Genomic DNA, 2554 nt, shown 5'->3' with positions numbered 1-2554 from the left:
GTGTTCGACGACGTCCGCTATTCGGCGAACCCGTACAACACCGGCTTCAAGCTCGACTCCTCGGAGCTGCCGACCAACTCCGACACCGAATATGAAGGCGGCAATCTCGGCCACCGCATCCGCACCAAGGCCGGTTACTTCCCGGTCCCGCCGCAGGACTCGGTGCAGGACATGCGCTCGGAGATGCTCGGCGCGATGGCGCGGATGGGCGTCAAGGTCGAGAAGCACCACCACGAAGTCGCTTCGGCCCAGCACGAACTCGGCATGAAGTTCGACACCCTCACCCACATGGCCGACCAGATGCAGATCTACAAGTACTGCATCCATCAGGTCGCCCACATCTACGGCAAGACCGCGACCTTCATGCCGAAGCCGGTGTTCGGCGACAACGGCTCGGGCATGCACGTGCACCAGTCGATCTGGAAGGACGGCAAGCCGACCTTCGCCGGCAACAAGTACGCCGACCTGTCGGACACCTGTCTGCACTACATCGGCGGCATCATCACCCACGCCAAGGCGATCAACGCCTTCACCAACCCGTCGACCAACTCCTACAAGCGTCTGGTCCCGGGCTATGAAGCCCCCGTGCTGCTGGCCTACTCGGCCCGCAACCGCTCGGCCTCGTGCCGCATCCCCTACACCACCTCGCCGAAGGCCAAGCGCGTCGAAGTCCGCTTCCCGGACCCGATGGCCAACCCGTATCTCGGCTTCGCCGCGATGCTGATGGCCGGCCTCGACGGCATCAAGAACAAGATCGATCCGGGTCCGGCGATGGACAAGGACCTCTACGATCTGCCGAAGGAAGAGCTGAAGCAGATCCCGACCGTCTGCGGTTCGCTGCGCGAGGCGCTCGAGAACCTCGACAAGGACCGCGCCTTCCTCAAGGCCGGCGGCGTGTTCGACGACGACTTCATCGACAGCTACATCGAGCTGAAGATGACCGAAGTCGCCCGTTTCGAAATGACCCCGCACCCGGTCGAGTTCGAGATGTACTACTCGAACTAAGCCGATCGCGGCACGCGCCCGCGGGGAACAGAACCATCGACGACGAAAGGCGCCCTCATCGGGCGCCTTTTTCGTTGGTCGACCTCGGAGCGCAACCGCACCGCTGCAAACGGTACTTCTGGCATAGTATTTGCCTTTATTCGGACCATCAGTAACGCCTTCGCTCGACGCGAGTGCGGGAATTCATCCCCACTCTTGGTTGAAGAGAGCCGCTGTGCCGCAGTGGAATACTGAGGACTACAAGCCCGCAGAGCAGTTCGGCTTCTGGCGCGAAGTGCTGTGCGAGGCGTTCATCGCGCTTAACTCGACCCGCGACTTCTCCGGCGGCTTCAAGGCCCACGTGGCGGCCGATCTGGTCGACACGGTCAACGTATGCCGACTGGTGACCGACGAACACATCGTGCTGCGCTCGCACCAGGAAATCAGCAGGATGCCGCGCGACTGCTACTTCGTGAACATGCAGATCGAAGGCGACGTGCATGTTCGGCATCTCGGCAAGCAGGTGCAGATCCGCCCGAGCCAGTTTTACGTCGTCGACTCGGCGGAACCTTACGAACTGATCTACAGGCGCCCAGGGGGCCGTGTTCGAACGTTTTCCTTCCGTATTCCCAAGGCGCTCCTCGCGCCGCAGCTTGCGAGCGCCCACCGCACGATGGGCGTCGCCGTCACGCAAGACACCGCGATCGGCGCGCTCGCCATCGATTTCTTGAAATCCCTTGCCTTACAATCAGGCTCGATCCCCGCCGCAGCGCATCCGACGACGGCGCGGATGGCCGTCGACCTGGTGGCGCTCGCGCTCGGTCCCCGCGAGCCTCAGTTCGCCCCGCTTCAACAATCGAAGCGGAAAGCCATGCTGGACTCGATCGTCACCTACATCGATCACAACTGCGCCGAGGCGGAGCTGAGTATCGACGTGGTCTGCCGACGCTTCGGCCTGTCGCCTCGCACGTTGCATCGGCTGTTCGAATCCGAGGGCCTGACCTTTTCCCGCCTGACCACCAGCCGGCGGCTGAGCAAGTGCGCCGAGGCGATCCGGGCACGGCCCGATACGCCGATCTCGACGATCGCCTTCGCAAACGGCTTCAACGATCTGTCGAGTTTCAACCGGCAGTTTCGAAGGCATTTCGACCTGACGCCCAGCGAGTACAGGGACAAGGCGATCGTCGAACAGTCGGACGGCGGTCGCAAGTAATCGTCGAGCAAATTGGCACGGATTGCCCAGCCGGCTGTCGCGCGATGCCGAGACGGCTCGCCGCAGCGCTCCTAGCTTTCACCCGCTCAACGTCCAACGCCAAAGGGGTGAAATTCCATGCCGATCGACTTTCAGCTCAGCGACGACCAGCTCGCCGTCCAGGCGGGCGCCCGCGCCTTCGCCACCACCGTGATGAAGGACATCCGCGGAATTATCAGCAAGATCGACGATCCGGCGGAGCGCTTCTACGCAACGCGGCGCCATCACAAGGCGGCGGTCGACGCCGGCCTTGTCAAAGGCCTGTTCCCGAAAGAGTTCGGTGGCACCGATACGTCGACCTTGGACTTCGCGCTCGCC

Annotated in this window: 2 protein-coding genes and 1 pseudogene; all 3 read left to right on the top strand. The window is 62.8% G+C overall.

Features of this window, described 5'->3' with window-relative positions:
* The coding region (gene glnA / locus I5M_RS25285; protein ID WP_031337537.1) for a type I glutamate--ammonia ligase at window positions 1–1005 on the top strand (1005 nt) is incomplete at its 5' end.
* A gap of 274 nt (window positions 1006–1279) precedes the next feature.
* Complete coding sequence (locus I5M_RS25280) at window positions 1280–2197, top strand: helix-turn-helix domain-containing protein (protein WP_159104034.1); 918 nt, start codon at window positions 1280–1282, stop codon at window positions 2195–2197.
* A gap of 117 nt (window positions 2198–2314) precedes the next feature.
* Window positions 2315–2554: pseudogene (locus I5M_RS25275) on the top strand (acyl-CoA dehydrogenase family protein); the annotation flags it as partial.

It is taken from the genome of Rhodopseudomonas sp. B29 (assembly GCF_000333455.1).
In the GTDB taxonomy this organism is placed as follows: domain Bacteria; phylum Pseudomonadota; class Alphaproteobacteria; order Rhizobiales; family Xanthobacteraceae; genus Rhodopseudomonas.
The sequence above is the reverse complement of the archived record's forward strand: the minus strand, read 5'-3'. Positions and strand labels throughout refer to the sequence as shown.